This is a genomic window from Lysinibacillus sp. SGAir0095 (genome assembly GCF_005491425.1).
Lineage (GTDB): Bacteria > Bacillota > Bacilli > Bacillales_A > Planococcaceae > Ureibacillus.
This window is the reverse complement of sequence record NZ_CP028083.1, coordinates 1,860,817-1,877,971: the sequence shown is the minus strand read 5'-3', so window position 1 is coordinate 1,877,971 and position 17,155 is coordinate 1,860,817. Positions and strand designations below refer to the sequence as shown.

22 protein-coding genes are annotated in these 17,155 nt (G+C 34.6%); 5 read left to right on the top strand and 17 right to left on the bottom strand.

The features are described 5' to 3' along the window. Window positions 1-258 precede the first annotated feature (258 nt). The 4 genes from C1N55_RS09225 to C1N55_RS09210 form a co-directional block, all read right to left on the bottom strand. Window positions 259-1,365 carry an ABC transporter permease gene (locus tag C1N55_RS09225; RefSeq protein WP_137728553.1) on the bottom strand — a complete coding sequence of 369 codons (1,107 nt, stop codon included), beginning with the start codon at window positions 1,363-1,365 and terminating at the stop codon, window positions 259-261. Further along, window positions 1,352-2,047: an ABC transporter ATP-binding protein gene (locus C1N55_RS09220; RefSeq protein ID WP_137728552.1), complete on the bottom strand. Its 696-nt coding sequence runs from the start codon at window positions 2,045-2,047 to the stop codon at window positions 1,352-1,354. Before C1N55_RS09220 ends, C1N55_RS09225 begins: the two co-directional genes overlap by 14 nt. Window positions 2,048-2,233: 186 nt before the next feature. Next, window positions 2,234-2,413: a hypothetical protein gene (locus tag C1N55_RS09215; protein ID WP_137728551.1), complete on the bottom strand. Its 180-nt coding sequence runs from the start codon at window positions 2,411-2,413 to the stop codon at window positions 2,234-2,236. Window positions 2,414-2,519: 106 nt separating this feature from the next. Further along, the gene (locus C1N55_RS09210) at window positions 2,520-2,855 is read right to left on the bottom strand and encodes a 2-hydroxyacyl-CoA dehydratase (RefSeq protein ID WP_137728550.1); all 336 of its coding nucleotides are present in this window, start codon (window positions 2,853-2,855) and stop codon (window positions 2,520-2,522) included. 115 nt (window positions 2,856-2,970) lie between these two features. On the opposite strand from C1N55_RS09210, the gene C1N55_RS09205 reads away from it, so the two are divergent. Beyond that, on the top strand, window positions 2,971-3,597 hold the full coding sequence (locus C1N55_RS09205; protein ID WP_137728549.1) for a LysE family transporter: 627 nt from the start codon (window positions 2,971-2,973) through the stop codon (window positions 3,595-3,597). 32 nt (window positions 3,598-3,629) lie between these two features. On the opposite strand, the gene C1N55_RS09200 is transcribed toward C1N55_RS09205, so the two are convergent. Further along, window positions 3,630-4,994 (bottom strand): amino acid permease, encoded by a 1,365-nt coding sequence (locus C1N55_RS09200; protein WP_137728548.1) that lies wholly within the window; start codon window positions 4,992-4,994, stop codon window positions 3,630-3,632. A 274-nt stretch (window positions 4,995-5,268) separates the two neighbouring features. Beyond that, entirely contained in the window at window positions 5,269-5,820 is a 552-nt protein-coding gene (locus C1N55_RS09195) for a GNAT family N-acetyltransferase (protein ID WP_137728547.1), read from the bottom strand. Between the two features lie 116 nt (window positions 5,821-5,936). On the opposite strand from C1N55_RS09195, the gene C1N55_RS09190 reads away from it, so the two are divergent. Together C1N55_RS09190 and C1N55_RS09185 are read left to right on the top strand one after the other, a co-directional pair. Continuing rightward, window positions 5,937-6,143, top strand: a complete 207-nt coding sequence (locus C1N55_RS09190) for a hypothetical protein (RefSeq protein ID WP_137728546.1) — start codon at window positions 5,937-5,939, stop codon at window positions 6,141-6,143. A 12-nt stretch (window positions 6,144-6,155) separates the two neighbouring features. Then, window positions 6,156-6,449: a spore coat protein gene (locus tag C1N55_RS09185; RefSeq protein WP_137728545.1), complete on the top strand. Its 294-nt coding sequence runs from the start codon at window positions 6,156-6,158 to the stop codon at window positions 6,447-6,449. 53 nt (window positions 6,450-6,502) lie between these two features. On the opposite strand, the gene C1N55_RS09180 is transcribed toward C1N55_RS09185, so the two are convergent. Continuing rightward, entirely contained in the window at window positions 6,503-6,682 is a 180-nt protein-coding gene (locus C1N55_RS09180) for a hypothetical protein (protein WP_137728544.1), read from the bottom strand. Window positions 6,683-6,845: 163 nt separating this feature from the next. On the opposite strand from C1N55_RS09180, the gene C1N55_RS09175 reads away from it, so the two are divergent. Then, window positions 6,846-7,481 (top strand): pentapeptide repeat-containing protein, encoded by a 636-nt coding sequence (locus C1N55_RS09175; RefSeq protein WP_137728543.1) that lies wholly within the window; start codon window positions 6,846-6,848, stop codon window positions 7,479-7,481. A 59-nt stretch (window positions 7,482-7,540) separates the two neighbouring features. Here the strand turns inward: C1N55_RS09175 and C1N55_RS09170 are convergent, their stop codons facing one another. The 6 genes from C1N55_RS09170 to C1N55_RS09145 all read right to left on the bottom strand — a co-directional run bounded on the left by C1N55_RS09170 (window position 7,541) and on the right by C1N55_RS09145 (window position 12,733). Further along, window positions 7,541-7,969 carry a hypothetical protein gene (locus C1N55_RS09170; RefSeq protein ID WP_137728542.1) on the bottom strand — a complete coding sequence of 143 codons (429 nt, stop codon included), beginning with the start codon at window positions 7,967-7,969 and terminating at the stop codon, window positions 7,541-7,543. 86 nt (window positions 7,970-8,055) lie between these two features. Next, window positions 8,056-8,445: a VOC family protein gene (locus C1N55_RS09165; RefSeq protein WP_137728541.1), complete on the bottom strand. Its 390-nt coding sequence runs from the start codon at window positions 8,443-8,445 to the stop codon at window positions 8,056-8,058. Between the two features lie 176 nt (window positions 8,446-8,621). Next, a complete protein-coding gene (locus C1N55_RS09160; RefSeq protein WP_137728540.1) occupies window positions 8,622-9,248 on the bottom strand; it encodes a PH domain-containing protein in 627 nt (208 codons plus the stop codon). 200 nt (window positions 9,249-9,448) lie between these two features. Further along, window positions 9,449-10,696, bottom strand: coding sequence for an MFS transporter (locus C1N55_RS09155; RefSeq protein WP_137728539.1), 1,248 nt, complete (start codon window positions 10,694-10,696; stop codon window positions 9,449-9,451). Between the two features lie 162 nt (window positions 10,697-10,858). After that, on the bottom strand, window positions 10,859-12,058 hold the full coding sequence (locus C1N55_RS09150) for an MFS transporter (protein WP_137728538.1): 1,200 nt from the start codon (window positions 12,056-12,058) through the stop codon (window positions 10,859-10,861). A gap of 156 nt (window positions 12,059-12,214) precedes the next feature. Next, window positions 12,215-12,733, bottom strand: coding sequence for a carbon monoxide dehydrogenase (locus C1N55_RS09145; RefSeq protein WP_137728537.1), 519 nt, complete (start codon window positions 12,731-12,733; stop codon window positions 12,215-12,217). Window positions 12,734-12,987: 254 nt separating this feature from the next. Here C1N55_RS09145 and C1N55_RS09140 point away from each other — a divergent pair, with 254 nt between their 5' ends. After that, window positions 12,988-14,964, top strand: coding sequence for a methyl-accepting chemotaxis protein (locus C1N55_RS09140; protein ID WP_137728536.1), 1,977 nt, complete (start codon window positions 12,988-12,990; stop codon window positions 14,962-14,964). A gap of 150 nt (window positions 14,965-15,114) precedes the next feature. Here the strand turns inward: C1N55_RS09140 and C1N55_RS21010 are convergent, their stop codons facing one another. The 4 genes from C1N55_RS21010 to C1N55_RS09125 all read right to left on the bottom strand — a co-directional run bounded on the left by C1N55_RS21010 (window position 15,115) and on the right by C1N55_RS09125 (window position 17,124). Next, on the bottom strand, window positions 15,115-15,324 hold the full coding sequence (locus C1N55_RS21010) for a DUF5412 family protein (protein WP_168193833.1): 210 nt from the start codon (window positions 15,322-15,324) through the stop codon (window positions 15,115-15,117). Next, complete coding sequence (locus C1N55_RS09135) at window positions 15,296-15,508, bottom strand: DUF5412 family protein (RefSeq protein WP_137728535.1); 213 nt, start codon at window positions 15,506-15,508, stop codon at window positions 15,296-15,298. Before C1N55_RS09135 ends, C1N55_RS21010 begins: the two co-directional genes overlap by 29 nt. A 3-nt stretch (window positions 15,509-15,511) precedes the next feature. Next, window positions 15,512-16,342 (bottom strand): DUF1835 domain-containing protein, encoded by an 831-nt coding sequence (locus tag C1N55_RS09130; protein ID WP_137728534.1) that lies wholly within the window; start codon window positions 16,340-16,342, stop codon window positions 15,512-15,514. Window positions 16,343-16,443: 101 nt separating this feature from the next. Beyond that, window positions 16,444-17,124 carry a FadR/GntR family transcriptional regulator gene (locus tag C1N55_RS09125; RefSeq protein WP_240758420.1) on the bottom strand — a complete coding sequence of 227 codons (681 nt, stop codon included), beginning with the start codon at window positions 17,122-17,124 and terminating at the stop codon, window positions 16,444-16,446. Window positions 17,125-17,155 lie beyond the last annotated feature (31 nt).

Genomic DNA, 17,155 nt, shown 5'->3' with positions numbered 1-17,155 from the left:
AAAATTTATTAAAAAAAGCTTTCATACACACAAAAAATGTACAACTGCCTACTCACTAAGCATTGTACATTTAATTTAGCGTCTACCTTAATTTGATTCAAATATTGCCATCAGATACATTTTAAATTTCTCTAAAAGACAGCATTATTATTATAGAAGCACCAAATTTCCTTTTCTAGTATTATACATGTTAAACATAAATTGCTAAACATTTATTTCACTAAGAATAATTAGTTTATGGGACAATTTCTTTGACAATTAGAAAAGGAGCAGTCGGCAAGTACTAATCGCTAAATAAACTAAAGATATCGAGTTAACACTATATACTTCTACCTTTCTAATAGCTACCTCCCAATCATGATCGGCGGTATGAATTATTTTAAAAATGCCATTTTCTTTAATCTCAACAATTATAGCTCCAATATAGGTTTTCAAGCCGAAATACATAATAATTATTAGTAAATATGCAGCCCACCAAGGAACGACTAAAACGAGTGGCAAAACAATACATATTATCCGTAAATATCCCCAAATATAACTCTTTTTTCGTACTATTGTTTTTAACAATATTTCGATTAATACAGATACACTATTATTCGATTTCGTTTTTTTGAAGAACAAAGGTGATTTTGACTTTTGTGTAGGTAATTTCATTGTTTTTAACTCCGGATTTATGAGGAAGATCCGTGATTGCCAACGATAAAAAGCTTCAACATCCAATTGTGTTTGTTTTTCAAAATATCTATGCGTCTGTATTCCAAGTTTTTCATATATGATTACACTAAATAACAGTAACGCTATCATGAATGCAATCGACAAAACATTTGCATAAAATACTATAATTGAAAACAATACATTTAAGAATAATAAAGTAAAAAACTTCTGCCATCTTGAAGCTAGTAACAAAGCTATTTTACCCAACAAATAGCAGCTTAGGATAGAAACAGCTAATTGGATTAACTGAACACTAGAGAAATCATGAATATATCGAAATAATGGATAAAGCAGCGAAAAAAAGATTGTCAAGTAGACCAAATTACATATCAAAGAATAATAGAACCCCAGCCGTTTTAGTGCAGCATACTGTTTTGAAGACTGTATTAAAAAAAGATTATCTGCTGGTTCACTAAATGTACGAATAATAAGGATACTACTTAAGTACATGAAAATGAAAACTACTATGCCAGGATGAAAATATTCAATAAAGCCATAATCTAGCTGAAACACAGTCTCCCTTAAAAGATAATAAGCAAATGCAAACAAGGGAATCATTAGATAAAGATAGATAGTCCAATCCGCAATGCTTTTAAATAATGATAGGTGGGCTTTCCATTGCCTATGGAGCCGACTCTTAAACAGCAGCATTTTCGACACCTTCTATTAATTCATCAAAAATTTCGAGCAAGGTTTGAGAGCGATGTTTTTGTAATTCCGCTAATGTACCTGTTTTAATCATTCTGCCATCATGTAAACAAACAAATGAATCACAAAGTTTTTCAGCTGTATCTAATGCATGTGTTGATATTAAAAAAGACGCATTTAGAGTTTTACATTCTTTTATCATTATTAAAAGTTTTCTAATTGCTTGTGGATCCAGTCCCATAAAGGGTTCGTCTAATATGTAAAAGTCATACCTAGGCGTAAAGGCTAAAATAAGCATTACTTTTTGCTGCATCCCTTTAGAAAATTTGATTGGATAATCATTGAGTTTGTTTTCAAGCCTAAATACCTTGCATAATTCTTTAGCCCTTTGTTCTAACAAAGTTTTTTTCTGACCGATTGACTGAATTAATAAGTGGATATGCTCCCACAGAGTTAAATAATCATATAATATTGGCCGTTCAGGTACGTAACCATATGGTTCGAGTTCACTCTTGTGTTTACTATATGGAATAGTCCCCATTATTGTTTGAATTGTTGTACTTTTTCCTGCACCATTCCCTCCTATTATGCCAACAATTTGGGCGTTGGGGATTGTAAATTCAATATTACGAATTATAGCTTCGTTTTGTTGGTAGCCTGCTTCTTGGATACTTACTGAAATCAATTACGAACACCCTTCCAAACAAAATATGTAAATTTTTGTATTAATAATAATACGAGATTGTTTTGGAAAAGTTTCAATAATTTCTTCTTTCCAACCATTTAAAAGAGCATTTATTCCTTTTCCCGGAATAAATGCTCTTTCTAGGTCAACTAAAGTTCAGTGTAAATTCAAAGTTTTCGTTTTTAATTAGCAACCTTCACAGTTGTCATCGTTTTGGTTTTGGTTATTACGGTTGCGATTGTTGAAGTTTGCTTCTTCTGCAAACTCTTCGTTGTTTTGATTACGGTTAAAGTCTAATTCCTCCGCAAACTCTTCACGATTATTGTTTTGGTTTTGACGATTATTGTTGTATTTTCTTTTTTCCATTGTTCACTCACCTCCGTCAACTTATTTTGAGTAAATGTGGTTAATTTATTCGCTAATATTAATAGTAGATTTTTCTAAGATCGCAATTTATCATCAATTTCAATTTTTATTTTTCTTCTTTACTTGAAACCTTTTTATTAATGCCTCGGTAAATTTGAGTAACCATTGTTCCCTGCACAACATGCTCCAGGAATAATTTTCCAACCAACTTTAAATATTCTTCATCGTCAAACATTTTTCTATCTTGAAATTCCATTTCAGCCAATCCGTTATAGGATGCCAAAATAGCGTAGGTATAATCGTAACCCGTGATTGGAATTAATACTTCAACCTCATGGTCATATTGCTCGTTACGATATTTTTTAATTTCCTGTAAGTTTTCAATTGCTTCTTTAAATTTCTCTTGTTTTATTTCAAAGGTTTGATATACATGAACTGACATTGATCGTACTCCTTAAAAGTATTTAGGCTATAAAAGTATAGAATAGTTGTCCTACTTCTTCTCCAAAACGAATAAGATGGTACAAACCATTTTTAGTTTCTAAAGGAGTTTTGAAATGAGTGCTTTTTTGGGTTACGTAATACTGGGAATTTCACTTGCTGCTCCAATTGGTCCAGTAAACGCTGCGCAGATTACGAAGGGTATTTATGGTGGCTTTGGACATGCATGGCTAGTAGGATTAGGCGCAATGTTAGCCGATGCTGTTTATATGGCCATTGTATATCTAGGTGTATTTCACTTTCTTGAAACACCATTTATGCAAACATTACTATGGTCCTTCGGTTGTTTTGTACTGATTTTTACAGGTGTCGACAGCATTGTGAATGCAGGAAAAGAAATTAAAATGAATAAAATCAAAGGAAATTCACTAAAAAAATCATTTTTTAATGGTTTTTTACTTTCCATTTCAAACCCTCTATCGATGATGTTCTGGCTAGGTATTTTCGGTTCTGTCCTTGCCAAAACAGTTACTAACAATGATCTTGACCACGTTATTTTATATAGCGCCGCTATTTTCGTTGGGCTATTTATTTGGGATGTAACTATGGCATTTATCTCCAGTAGCTTCAAGAAAATATTGACTGCCAAGCTTCTCGGCGTTATTTCGGCCATTTCAGGTCTTTCCCTTATCGGATTTGGTGTGTATTTTGGTGTTCAAGCCTTTAAATTACTATTTCTCTAAAATACATATGAAGCCAAATCTCTTATAGAAACCTAATATCCACATGGAAGTTCGTTTTTCTCCTTTTTCTTCCCTTTACGCATAAATAGGATGACGATAATAATGATTGCAATGAATAAGACACTTACAAAAAAACCCATACGATTTGCTTTATCTAGAATAGTACCGCTTATAGCAAGTAGAATGAGCAGCATAGCTAAAAATCGCTTTATATGATCAAATTTAGTTGCTTTTATGAGTCTAGGGAATGAAATCAGAATGAAAAACCAATTATAGATAAGCATCAACCCTGCTGCTGTTGTAATATATTCGTATACACGATCCGGCACGATTCTAGAAACGATAATCGAAATCACTAAGACCGAAATGGTTAGTGCTAAAGCAGATGGTGGAACTTTAAGTTTACTTTTCTTGGCAAATACTTTTGGGGCATCCCCTTCCTCTGCCATCGTTACCAACATGCTCGTCACTGCAAAGAGGGATGCAGCCATTGTAGAAAAGCCGGCTATTACTACTCCTGCATTAAATACATAGGGAAAAAAGGCTAAATTATAGTTTGCAAGGGAAATCACAAATGGACTTTCTTCTGCATTGAATTGATCATATGCAACAAATCCTGAAGCTAAAATAATCGATATTAGATAGATTGACGTTAATATGATCAGCATCACTGTAGTTGCCTTTATGACTTCTTTTTTTTGTTGCAGTCTTACTGATAAAATTCCCATAATTTCGATTCCACCAAAAGCATAGAAGCCAAATATAAGGGATGACCATAAACCGATCACACCATTCACGAAAAATTCATTTGCAGTATTAGGTACATTAAAATCATCCCGATTTCCACCGAAAAATCCAAATAGAACTAGAATCGCAATAATAATAAACATAAAAATAGCGGCCACTTTCATGACTGCGAAAATGTTTTCTGTTTTTTCAAAACCTTTTGTACCTATTAAAACAACGATAATTCCTAGAACAGCATAAATTGAAGCCAAAATCCAAATGGGTATATTAGGGAACCAGAAACGGGTTAAAATAGAAAGTGCTGTTAATTGACTTCCGGAAATCAGCATTTCTGAAAACCAATAAACCCAACCACTACTAAATCCAGCCCATCTGCCAAAAGCTTTTTTAGTATAAGAACGAAATGACCCTTTTTGTGGATCCTGTATAAACATTTTTCCGAGTTGCTCAGAAACAATCATTGCTGTAAGTCCCGCAAGGATAAATGAGAGGATTATTGAAGGACCTGTTTTTGAAATACCGATACCAGAACCAAGAAAATAACCTGTTCCGATGGTACAGCCAACGCCAATTAGGGAGAGTTGCCACCATTTTAACTTGCCCCCACCGTTTTTCTCACTTTTCCCTCCTGCACGTGCTGGAATTTCCATCAAAAACCACCTCCCTTTAAATCCTCATTATTATGAGCGGCGGTAAAAAGTTTATGCATTTGAAGGGTTTTGAGTCAGCTTGCACTAAGTTGATTTTTACTTGAACGAATATCGGCATTGGAGATATGTCTTTTTTTGAAATTTTGTTCAGATAATGTTTGTATTGGGCAAATTTTTCTTGTCTCTTTAGAATGTGTCTTTGAGCATCCTTCAATAACAAACAAAAAAAAGCGTCTAATCCTTGTCAAGGATTAACGCTACCAAACTTCCTCAATTATTTACTTAACGAATTTACAATCCCGTAATAGGCTAAATCTTCAAAATGATCATCTTTTTTCACATGATCGATTAGGATGCCTTCTTTTTTCATGCCTATTTTTTGCATTACTTTTCCTGAGGCTGGATTTGAACCGAAGTAACGCGCAAAAACCTTATGATATTGCTTTTCATCAAAAGCAAATTGGAGCATTGCTTGAGCAGCTTCTGTAGCAATTCCATTTCCCCAATACTCTTCCCCAACCCAATAGGCGAGTTCCCCTTGTTGGAATTTTGGATTGTTCGAAAGTGCTATTGCTCCATATAATTCGCCACTTTTCTTATCTGTAAGCGCTAACTCATACGAACGATTCTCCTCAAAATTATCTTGATGATGTTCAATCCAAGTTAACGCGTGCTCCTTGGAATATGGATAAGGTAGATACAAAGTATTTTTATAAATATTATAATTATTGCATAGTTTAGCAACTACAGCCGCGTCTGTTTTTTGAAATAACCTAAGTAGTAATCGCTTTGTAGTAATTGTTTTATTTTGTTCATTGTAAATCATTAAAAAGCCTCCTTACCTGTTGTAAAAATTAATTTCAAGTAACTTCTTTGTAATGGATAAAATTGCTTTATGTACACAATACTAACGTTAAATTTAATTGTTCGGAGGTGAATAAGATGACCGTCCTTACACTGAAGGAATTGGCATTTATTGAAGACGAAATCCGTGCAGAAGAAATTACCGCAAAAACAATGAATTGGTGTGCTTCACAATGTAACGACCAGGAGCTGAGAAAAACTCTAGAAGAAATGGCAGAAAAACACCAACTTAAAATCGCTAAACTTTCTCAATACTTTAATAGAACAAAGAATATTCAAAATTAAAAGGGTGATATAATGCCAAATAATATCGCAGGACGTGGATTAACAGACCGTGAAATGCTTCAGCTTTGTTTAGAGCTAGAAAAAGGCCGCTGTCGTAGTATCAGCTATACTTTACTAGAAACGACACATCATGAACTTCGAGAAATTTATGAAGATTGCTTTGAAAATGCAAGTTCAAATCAATATGAGCTTTTTGAGATTATGAACAACAAAGGCTGGTATAAAACAGAACTAGCCACAAAGGATCAGATCGGTAATGTACAGGAACTGATGCAAAATAACCTGCATCCAGATAATCAATTTTGATACAAATTATATTTAAGGTATTCGCCTATAAGACTCGAATACCTTTTTCAGCTTTATAAAAACCCCATTAATGAATAAATAAGAGAAACCGTGAAACCAGCGCTCCATGCGCAACCAAGAATTTTCTGATTATGATAACCTTTTCCTTCTTTCACTTTTTCGATCAGTTGCACTAAATTATAAAACCATAGTATCGAAAAGATTGTCGGTACAATAAATATAAAAAATTCCAATCATTTCTCCCCCTAATTTTCATGTTATCAACCAATTTCTATCTAATTCTAGCTTTATTCCCAAAAATCTCTGATTGCATCCTTTTAGTTTAAATCGATCAAGTGTTATAGTAAGAAAAGAAATTTGGATTCACAAACTACAAAACATGGTGGAGGACTGTATATGAAAATCGATTCCCCAAAAATTCCAGCTGATTTAACGATTAGAAATTTCCAGGAGATATTTCACGAAGAAGATCCCGAATTAGAATTTTGCGAAATACAGCATGCAAATTTTGAAAATGAAGAAGTTCATCGAGTTAGATTATCTCAAATGAACCTTAAAAATTGTCGTTTCAACAATACTGATTTTGAAAAAATGGATTTAACAGATGTCTATTTTGAAAAATGTGATTTTTCGAATGCAAATTTAAGCAAATCTACTATTTATCGAGTAAGATTTGTAGATTGCAAGCTTTTAGGCGTTAATTTTACTGAATCACGGTTTGGGAATGTCCAATTTGAGGATTCGGTTCTAAACTTATCAATGTTTGGAAACTCAAAACTTGAAAAAGTGATTTTCAATAATTCTTTATTAAAAAACACTGATTTCTATGATTGTAAATTAAAAAATATCGAACTTCTATGTTGCAATATAGATGGAGCGAATTTTGAAGAAACTTCGCTTAAAGGGATTGATCTAAGTACTTCAACCTTTAACGAGTTGAATGTTTCAATTCCCAATTTAAAAGGATGCCAGGTATCAGCTAATCAGGCCATTCAATTTGCAGCACTTTTAGGACTGGTTATTAAAGAATAGTACAAATCATAGCTTTCAAAAAATTGTCTAGTAAGCTGAGTATTGCTGGGCACTAATCCCTAATCCCAGCAATTAAAAATAACCTCACCATTATTCTTTGGACGCCAGTGTTTTACATTTCTTAACTCTATCTCAGATAAATCATGTGCTTTTGGATTAAAAGGTTCATTCAAAAATGCGGCTTTTAGTACTGTATAATATGGCGCTAATTCGAACTCTACTTCTTCGTAATCGTAAAAATTCATCTGAAGTTCATCTTTATAAGAAACAATTGCAGCATAAGGAAAATATTCATGCAGTAGGATTGAAACTATTTTGCCGTCTATTAATAAGACTAGCCGAAAATAGTTTAACGGGTATCTTGGTGGCAACCATTCAAGTACTTTGCCATTAACTTTTCTAGCTATTTCATAGCCTAATCTTCTAAACAACTGGCCATCCATGGGTTGAATGACAAGCTTCCTATTAGATAAACCCGTAATATTCATTGGTAACCTCTAATCTGCCTCTCAATATCTAAAGATATATCTTTTGGATCACAATAAATTAAAGGCATTTGTTCGCTATTATTCAGTCACTCCTCCCCACAGTCAACCTCCAACCATTCTAATACCTCTATACGATTCCCAAATGGATCATGGAGATAAAATCTTTTAGCGCCTGGTAGGTTATCATCTTTAATAATGTGTATATCATTTTTTGATAAGTGTTGTTCTAAAGCCTCGATATTTTCTACCTCAAATGCAGGGTGTGCTTTTTTTGCTGGTGTAAAGGGTTCTTCTATGCCTACATGAATTTGGTAATTGCCAAACGAAAACCAAACTCCTCCTCGTTTTTTCAATTCATCGGGTTTTTCTACTTCCATAAATCCTAATATATCCTTATAAAAATTCCGTGCCACTCCCTCACTACCTTTGGGAGCCGCAAGTTGAATATGATCAATTGCTTTGAAAATAAATGACATTGGCTATTTCTCCTTTCAACAATTAAACACCATTTACATTTCCAATATTAAACAAATTCACCTCATAATGATAATTTATAAATTTTATAATTTACAATAATTTTTTCTTATGACAAACCAGATTAATATAAAAGCGTCAATCCTATTGGATTAACGCAGAAAATTTTTTCTTACTATTAGTTTTGAATATATTTTTGGAAAACGTCTGAGAAATCCTTTTTCTCGTTTTGATCATATGTTTGTTTTAGCCAATTATTTGCAAGGTTTACAATTTTGTTGAACTCAATGTTTGTTGGTGTATCGGTATTTCTTGTACCGTAATGCACATCACGAGCAATTAACACTGATTCTTTTGCAAAATCATTTAAACGAGCGTTCTTTTCTTGAATTCTAGAAATGGCCAATAACGATTTATAAAGGTCTGCAATCTCAACTCCAAATTTCTTGGCAATATCGATTGAGAACGTGTTATGCCCAATTTGGAATTTGATTTCTATATCAAGATCAATTGTACCAGCTGTCTCTAACATTACATTTTCAATTTGGTGCTTGTAGTAGTCATAACGTTTTAACACACGTTTTTTGCTTAAAGCAGAATCACCATCTAAATGTAATAGAGCCATATTTGTGAAGCAATATTCGTCCGATTTAGATTTGATTAGGAAGAAAATCTTTTCGCCGTCCTCTGTCAAAATGAAATCATCTGATTCAGTCTTATTATAATCTTCAGGCTTAATGACCTGACCGATATCGCTCAACCCTAGTGCATCTCCAACTGCATTCCCTACTAAATTCTTAAACATTCCAATGACCCCTTTCGCTCCTTAGCATCTACCATAAGCATAAATTGAAACTTCTAAAGTAGCAAGAAGGACTTTCCAACTAATTTACAGTTCCACCCATTTATTAAATTTTTACCTATTTTAATATTTCGAATGGATTTATCAAACCGCTCCGTTATAAGCTTTTCATCACAAAAAATTCCATCTTTTCGGACTAATGGCTATTCTCCAGGATTTGCATTCTGCCAATTTTCTTTAAGTAAAATTACACCGATTAAACCTACTAGCGAGAATAGAACTGGGGTAAAAAAACCGTAAAAGTAGGCTTCTCCTATACTCCCTGAAGAGAATTGAAATAAATCTAGTACTTTCCCAAATATGCTTGGCAAAAGTACCGCACTTAGAAAGCCGCCGGTGTTTGCAAAACCCGAAACCAGACCAGATTCTTTTATTGGAAAAGATAGTCGAACTGCAGAGAAAGTTAATGAGTTTGAGCCAAACCCAAAACCAATGATGAAAAAAAGTAGGATGAGTAATGCAAAGGGTGGCTGTCCCTTAAAGATTAGAAACGTTGACCAACACATCAACATAATTATGTGAAAAACTACATATGGCAGTTTGATTTTTTCCAACTTACTTGAAACCCAGCCAATTAGTGGTGCGCCAATAAGCGCTCCTACCAGACTGATCATAATGAGCTGGCTTGCATCAAGTCGCGAGATGCCATACAAATCCATTCCATAAGGTACTGCCCATGAACCAATAAATCCTATATATCCACCGACCACTCCAAAGTGACACATAAATAACGCCCATGCCTGCTTGCTTGAAAAAATTCTACGCAATTGATCCTTCGTTCTTTCATTTTGTCGTTCATGTTTTTTTAATACTGTTTGATTTGGTTTTTTTACGAGTACAAAATAAAGGAAAATCCCAATCGAACATAATATTACACCGACCGATAAAAAGGATGTCCTCCAACCAAGCAAGTCAACTAATGCTGAGAAAGGCACTGTAGCTATTAGGAAACCAAGGCTTCCCGTCATTCCAGCAACACCGATTAACCGAGAAAACTCCTTTGCATTAAACCATTGGCTTAAAATTAATACTAAACTGACCCAAATGGTTGCATCGCCTACACCCGTAAGTATTCTGGCAAGGAATAGCACTATCTCATGTGTACTTTGACTATAAATGACCGTACCTATACCGGTAAGGAGTGCACCAGTAATTAGAAAAAAATTGGGTCCATATCGGTCAACGAGTATCCCCATCGGAATTTGCAGACTCGTATAAACAAAAAATTGTATACTAGCCAGTAAACCAATCGTCGTGGCAGTTACATTAAAATCACTCATCAATTGATCGGTTATCAGACCTGGAGCCGTTCGTTGACTCGCCATTATTAAATAGGCAAAAATGACAGAAGCAAAGATTACCCATCGGAATCTGCTGTTTTGTTTGTCCAAGGATTTCTCTCCTGTTAGGTTTTACACTATATATATGTTTTAACTTTAATGGCGGAACTCACTCTCCTTTGTCGCTTAAAATATTTGGCGGGCTGGAATCCGAAAGAAACACAAAAATCTTGGAAACTATGGGTGAATTGACTTATTCTACAAGCTCAAACTTCAATCCAGCTGAAGAGAATGTTTATGGATAGAAATGTGTATATACAAATAGGTTGCTAAAATTAAAGCGATTGCTGCAAAACTTACTGATACAACTTGTAATGAAAACCATTCGGCTAATACGCCTAATAAGAAGGTTAAAAGCACTTGGACTATACTCTGCAAAAGATTAATTGCACTACCGAAGCGGCCCATTATAGGAGTAGGAATCGTTTTTTGATAAATTGTGGCATATCCAGTGTTACTAAATGCCATGAAGATTCCTAGTGTGACAAAACTAAATGTAGCTAACCAAAGTGTATTGGATGCATAAAATATTGTGTAACCGAGTAATGAAAGAAAAAATCCAAGCCCGATGTAAGTTCGCAGTGATAGTTTATCGACGAGTGCTGTTGCCAGCACGCCACCTATAATTGCACCAATTCCAGCAACACTGACAATTACTCCATAACTACTATCGGTTGCACCTAGCACATCTTTGATAAACGTCATTTCTTGTGAATCAAGGGCAAAAGCAATCATTAATGTAAAATTGTAAATTACTAAAAAGTAAAGCAACACTCGTTGCTGCCTTATATACGACCAAATAATTTTAAAATCACCTAAAATAATTCGAAACTTGATTACTTCACGTTTTTCATTCTTAACATCTTCAAAGTTTGGTAATAAGGAAATGGCCAACGCACAAACAAAAAAAGTGAAACTGTTGATCCACATCGCTACACTTGTATTACTAAGAGCTATAATTCCTCCTGCTAAAGCTGGCCCTACCATAAATGAACCGGAATTGATGGTACTAAGCAACGCGTTGAACCTTTGTTTATCATGATCTGCAACTAATTTCGTAATGGTATATGTACTACTTGGTCCAAAAAAACTGCCCGCTATATTTACCAAGAATATTAGACAATAAATCACCCAAATGGATGTAGAGAAAGGCATTAGAAATACAATAACTCCACGAATTATATCTACGGAAATCATAATTCGTTTTTTGCTGTTCCGGTCGATAATGGCTCCTGCAATTAAATTACTTAGTATACGTGCAACAGGACCTACTATATAAACTCCTGCAACGGCTGCAGGGGAATGTGTCAAATGCCATACAGACAAGTTCAATGCAATAAGGTAAATCCAGTTTCCTAAGGTTGAAAACCCCAGTCCCCCTATTAACAGCCCATATTTCCTTATTATATTCAACTTCACCACTCCTCGATAGTCAAAGCTTGTTTAGTCTTCACCTTCCAATTTATTGAATTTCACCTAATTTTTACAACATCATACTAAATAAGTTCAACAAAAAAGAGCATCATCCTTCTAGGATAAATGCCCATTTCGTGAACAAAATTTAGTTGATTACTCAATTGAATTTGCAATGTCCAATAATACCTTTGGAGGATCTATATCACTTACATTTTTATCAATACTTACGACATACTGCAAATTATTTTTTTCAAAGACAAAAAAGTAAAAGATATGATTTGCGAAATACATGCCCTTAGTTCCATCTTGAAGTAAATATTCCTTACCTTCATAGTCTAATTTATTTGAACGAATATCAACTTTAAATAGATTATTTTTCATCTCTCTATTTACAAAACGAATTTGCAGTAAATCATTCACACCATTTTTCTCATCTTTAGTAAATGCGCCAAATTCATGTGTGAAAGGAATTTCAGGGATCTTGGCAGGTAGCTTTACCTCACAATTACAATGGTTTTCAAATTCTTTAACCGCCTCATCTACAGTTTTATACCCTACTCTTCGTGAATGATCCTCAAAATAAGGAGTCGTGTTTTGTGTATTTGCAAAAACAGTTCCATCACTTAAGAATAGGCTAATGACTACCAATAAAAAAGGGATAATCTTATTCAACTTATCCTACCTCAATTAGTTTTTACTTTAGATTGTCCAAAAATATAAATTTTTAATCCTTCAATACTCTTTCCATCAATTAAACACCTTCTCCTAAATTTTGCTTAACTCTGTATTATTAATACAGAGTTAGGATTAGTAATTTTCAAATAACTACTAAGTAAAAACTATATTGATCCGATAAATATATAGTAGATATGTTATTGAGTTAATACTCCATTAAACTAACATGAGAAAGACAGGGGAATAAATACATGGGAAAACGAAAACTACCTAAACTTGGAAATCTTAAGCCAAAACTGATTTTTGCATTTGCTTTTATACTAATCTTACCTTCGATAATAATTGGGGCACGATCATATATAGCAGCAAAAGACGCCATCAACAATGAACTTCTACAGGGCATTGAAGATAATCTGAAAATATTGAACCTTTCAATTGACAACGCGATTACACCAAAAATTCATGACATCGGAAAGATTTCGAATCAAATGAACACCATCGGTATACAGAAAGAAAACACACAACAAATTGAAGATTATTTAGAACAATATATTGAATTACATCCAGAGGTAGAGTCTATTTATATAGGTCTCGCTGATGGTTCTCTTATTATACCGAATGCAGATGTTGGAGCTGATTTTGATGCCAGGGAAAGGTCCTGGTTTAAAGAAGCCATAGCTCAAAAAGAACAAGCAATTATTTCTGATCCCTATGTTTCTGTCACTACTAATGAGGTAGTTGTTGCCGTCTCACAAACTACCAGTGACGGGGCCAATGTAATCGGAATAGATCTAAAGATGAGTTATATTAAAGAGTTAGCGGAATTAATAAACATCGGTCAGGAAGGCTATGCTCTTCTATTAGACAAAAACGGAAATTATATTGTCCATCCTGAAAATGAAGCTGGAACAGAAGCAAAGGAATCATTCTATAAGAATATGTATAATGGACAATCCGGTAATTTTGAATATGAATTAGATGGTCGATCAAAAGTTATGGGCTTTACAACCAATGAGCTGACAGGATGGAAAGTTGCCGGAAACCTATATACTTCTGAAATTAGCAATGCGGCTTCTCCTATTTTAAATGCAACGATATTTGTTATTGTTATAGCTCTAATTATTGGTGCTACGATTGTTTATTTCATTATTCGATCGATTGTTGCCCCAATAAACAATTTAAAAGAAAAGGCCATAACGATTAGTAACGGTGACCTTACAGAGTCCATTAACATTAGAACAACTGATGAAATTGGACAATTAGGACAAGCTTTCATAACTATGCAGGAAAATTTAAAAACGCTTTTACGCAATATAGAACAGAATGCGGAACAAGTTGCCGCTTCAGCGGAAGAATTATCAGCAAGTTCCGAAGAAACGAGTGCTGTAACGGAACAGGTTTCAACATCTATTCAACATGTTTCTGCTAGTGTAGAAAAGCAAAAAGAAAGTGTCGAGTCCAGTGTCCTTGCTTTAAATGAAATATCCAATGGTGCAACTCATATCGCCAGCTCCTCGTCAGAAGTAACAGAACTTACACAAGAGGCATCAAAACAAGCACGAGCAGGTGGTGAATCAGTAGGGAAAATCGTCAACCAAATGGAATCAATCCATGAGTCGGTCCTAGAATCGAATAAAAATATCCAATCATTGACCGAGCGTTCGAAACAAGTCGATTCAATTCTAAAAATCATTACTGGCATTGCCGAACAAACTAACCTATTATCACTAAATGCTTCAATCGAAGCAGCAAGAGCTGGTGAGCATGGAAAAGGCTTTGCAGTTGTAGCTAATGAAGTGAAAAAGTTAGCGGAACAATCGAGGGAATCTGCAAAAGATATCCAAGATATTATTTCAGCCATACAGAATGATACGGAAAATACGGTTAAAATCATGTCACATGTTACACAAGAAGTGAACAATGGCGTGGCAATCTCCAATGAGGCTGTAACAAGATTCTATGGAATTATTGATACGATGAATAAAGTAACTCCTCAAATGGAAGAGGTCTCGGCAACTGTTCAACAGGTGTCTGCTTCTATACAGGATACTACTGAACGAGTTAATGAAAATGCTTTATTGGCACAAGGCAATGCCGCAGCATCAGAACAGGTAGCAGCATCCGCACAACAGCAACTGGCAGCAATGGAAGAAATTTCTGCTTCAGCTCATGCTTTGACAGAAATGGCTGAAGAGTTACAGTTGCTAATTTCCAAATTTAAATATTAGTTAGTAGTTGTTATTTAATCGAAACCAAAAAATAGTTGAATCAAAAGGACATTACATATTATTAATTTAGTATGTAATGTCCATTCTTTATATTGGTGGATATGGAATTAACTTTCGTGTCTTCCTAATAAATCTTTAAGAAAGAATTAACTAACTCCTTCTATTCACTTCCCAGTCAGGATCCTGTCGCCAATCATACTTATCGTTAAATATATTTAGAGTTTGGTCATTTATTTTAATTGTCACATTATCTAGCCATTCTACATTCGCTTTGCTCTCATCATACTTCCAATAGATTTTTCTCTTTTCCTTCCCAAAATCTATTTCCAGTCTAATTGTCTGCTCTTGACAGTGATCCACCTCTGTCTAGATAAGCTTTAGCAGTATAATCGTTTTTGGGTGATGGATATTCTGACAATAACTCGCCATCTGTTAGTTCATCTAATTCACCCATCAGAATATCATAAATAGCCATACCTATTAGAATCATGAACGTAAATGCAAAAATACAGATCAGTGAGAGCTTCTTCTTTGATGTTTTCAATAGCTATCCTCGTTTCAAGCTTTCTGCTACTTTAATTTTGTATGTACTCATCGATTTCAGGTTACCTTCATAAACCAATTTGCCCGAATGAATAAGTGAGCGTACCCGGTATTCAATCCAAGCATCCGATAATGTATGCGCCGATTCCCCCAGTACTAACCCAACTAGTCTAATCGCTTCGATAAATCCCAGGTTGCCACGTTCTTTGTGAAGTCTTCTAGCACATCCCAAAATAAACGAATCTTCTCCACTTTCAGGTTCCTCTACGATTTTCCCTTGGCGCCAAGTACGAAAGTAACTCCTACTATTTAGTAATTCTTCCCCCTCTTGTTCGTATTTACCTTTTATTTCATCAGAAATCGGGTATCTTGAATTCTCATAAAAATGTTTAAGTATGTCAGTGTTACATTCCCCTGTATGACGAATATCAACCCGACAATTCTTATCTTTGTAGTATTCGTGCATGGCTTTAAATGTGTTTACTAAAAATAACTCCACTTGTTTCTCTTTCAATACATAACTGAACAACCGAAGAGCCACTTGCTCTGTTGCATTTTCACAAGTCCAGATGGTCACTTGCTCTCCATCCTCTATTTCAAAAAGCTTTTGTAATGCTTGCTGATAGTTTCTTTTATCCTCTTCAATGTTTCTTCTACTTGTCTTAAAGGAATGACTCAGCCAGGAAAAGTGATCGTTTATGCCGCCAGTATTATGTAAATCTGTCAAGGGGCCTACCGAAAAATCAATAGGAAACCCTATAATTTGATGATTTTTCTTTCTAAAACTTAGCTTCAAACTATTTGTTGCTGTAGTTCCAATTACTAAATGAATCACCCGAACATCTCACCTCACTTAACCGTTATCAAATAATAAAATTCGACACAAAAAAGCGATCACCTTTATTCGGTGTCGCTTTTTTCCAATTATATGCATTTTTATAGCTTACCTAAAATTTTGGAACGAACAAAGGATAAATGTTTATACATTGCATTATAGGCTGCAATGTGATCTCTTTGTTTCAATGCCAAGTATATTGCCAAGTGATGCTCAATTGTGAGATCTGGGTCACGATAAGTAATTAGGCTATCCGTTTTCTTATGTGCGATTAACAACGCAACAATCATTCCTTCCACAACAGGGTTTTCTGCTGCTTCTGCTATAATGCGATGGAATTCCTGGTCCAAATAACCGTAATCTTTATCTCGATTTTCTTCAATCAAATCAATCGTACGTTTTAGTCTTTCTAACTCTTCATCCGTTATTTTTTCACAAGCCATCGTGACAAGACCCAATTCCAGGACCATTCGCGCTTCAATAATAGCAGGTACATCGTTAATAGATAGAGCCAACATCGCTTTGAAAGGAGAGCTGCTAATTTTATCATTGATAATGGTACCATCTCTTGGTTTTCGGGTAACAATTTCTAACGTTTCCAGTGCGCTTAGTGACTCTCTTAATACAGGCCGACTCACTGCGAATTGCTCCATAAGCTCGAATTCTGATGGCAATCGATCCCCTGGTTTTAATTGACCACTCATTAATAAATTTACGATATTATCAAGCACCTGCTGAGAAAGTGTTGTTCGTTTAATATTTCCAGACGAAAATTTATTCAATCTAATTCACTCACCTATCCTGTCATCTACA

What these genes read in the sequence shown, in the direction of transcription:
- C1N55_RS09225 (WP_137728553.1), bottom strand. Translation starts at nt 1,365, where the DNA reads ATGCTGCTGTTTAAGAGTCGGCTCCATAGGCAATGGAAAGCCCACCTA.
- C1N55_RS09215 (WP_137728551.1), bottom strand. Translation starts at nt 2,413, where the DNA reads ATGGAAAAAAGAAAATACAACAATAATCGTCAAAACCAAAACAATAAT.
- C1N55_RS09210 (WP_137728550.1), bottom strand. Translation starts at nt 2,855, where the DNA reads ATGTCAGTTCATGTATATCAAACCTTTGAAATAAAACAAGAGAAATTT.
- C1N55_RS09205 (WP_137728549.1), top strand. Translation starts at nt 2,971, where the DNA reads ATGAGTGCTTTTTTGGGTTACGTAATACTGGGAATTTCACTTGCTGCT.
- C1N55_RS09200 (WP_137728548.1), bottom strand. Translation starts at nt 4,994, where the DNA reads ATGGAAATTCCAGCACGTGCAGGAGGGAAAAGTGAGAAAAACGGTGGG.
- C1N55_RS09195 (WP_137728547.1), bottom strand. Translation starts at nt 5,820, where the DNA reads ATGATTTACAATGAACAAAATAAAACAATTACTACAAAGCGATTACTA.
- C1N55_RS09190 (WP_137728546.1), top strand. Translation starts at nt 5,937, where the DNA reads ATGACCGTCCTTACACTGAAGGAATTGGCATTTATTGAAGACGAAATC.
- C1N55_RS09185 (WP_137728545.1), top strand. Translation starts at nt 6,156, where the DNA reads ATGCCAAATAATATCGCAGGACGTGGATTAACAGACCGTGAAATGCTT.
- C1N55_RS09175 (WP_137728543.1), top strand. Translation starts at nt 6,846, where the DNA reads ATGAAAATCGATTCCCCAAAAATTCCAGCTGATTTAACGATTAGAAAT.
- C1N55_RS09170 (WP_137728542.1), bottom strand. Translation starts at nt 7,969, where the DNA reads ATGAATATTACGGGTTTATCTAATAGGAAGCTTGTCATTCAACCCATG.
- C1N55_RS09165 (WP_137728541.1), bottom strand. Translation starts at nt 8,445, where the DNA reads ATGTCATTTATTTTCAAAGCAATTGATCATATTCAACTTGCGGCTCCC.
- C1N55_RS09160 (WP_137728540.1), bottom strand. Translation starts at nt 9,248, where the DNA reads ATGTTTAAGAATTTAGTAGGGAATGCAGTTGGAGATGCACTAGGGTTG.
- C1N55_RS09140 (WP_137728536.1), top strand. Translation starts at nt 12,988, where the DNA reads ATGGGAAAACGAAAACTACCTAAACTTGGAAATCTTAAGCCAAAACTG.